Raw genomic sequence first — 441 nt, 5'->3', positions numbered from 1 at the left:
GGGCACCTCCTGGAGCTCGCCCGCGCGTACCGACTTCAGCCAGGCGCCCGCCCACTCCTGCCCGGTGGGGAGCATGACCTCGCGACGCCAGTTGGTGATGCCCTCGATGCCGACCGAGTGCGAGACGTAGTCCTTCAGCGCGAGCGTCGGAATGCGCTCATCGTCCGGGACTCCGTCCAGCGGGTACGCAGGGGGCGTCGCGATGGGCGCGTTCTTTCTCTGCTCCCACGCATGGGCCGGCTGTTCCGCCGAGCGGTGTGTGTCGAGGACCCGCTGAAGGCGCTCACGCTGCCCGGGAGTGAGAGTGGCCTTGCCGAGGGCCTCCGTCAGGGCCGCCTTGTACGGTGCCGTGTCGACGCGGGCGGCGCGGACGACGACGTCGCCGCCCGGCCGGGCGGCGGGGCCGCCCAGACCCGCGATCCGCGCCTCGTCGATGCCGGG

At 73.0% G+C, this 441-nt stretch carries 1 protein-coding gene; it reads right to left on the bottom strand.

Translation table 11 applies throughout. The features are described 5' to 3' along the window. On the bottom strand, positions 1–441 hold a 441-nt coding region (locus tag IE94_RS36760), incomplete at both ends, for a hypothetical protein (protein WP_037924899.1).

The sequence above is a fragment of the Streptomyces violaceorubidus genome (genome assembly GCF_000717995.1).
Lineage (GTDB): Bacteria > Actinomycetota > Actinomycetes > Streptomycetales > Streptomycetaceae > Streptomyces > Streptomyces violaceorubidus.
This window is presented reverse-complemented; position numbering and strand designations above follow the sequence as displayed.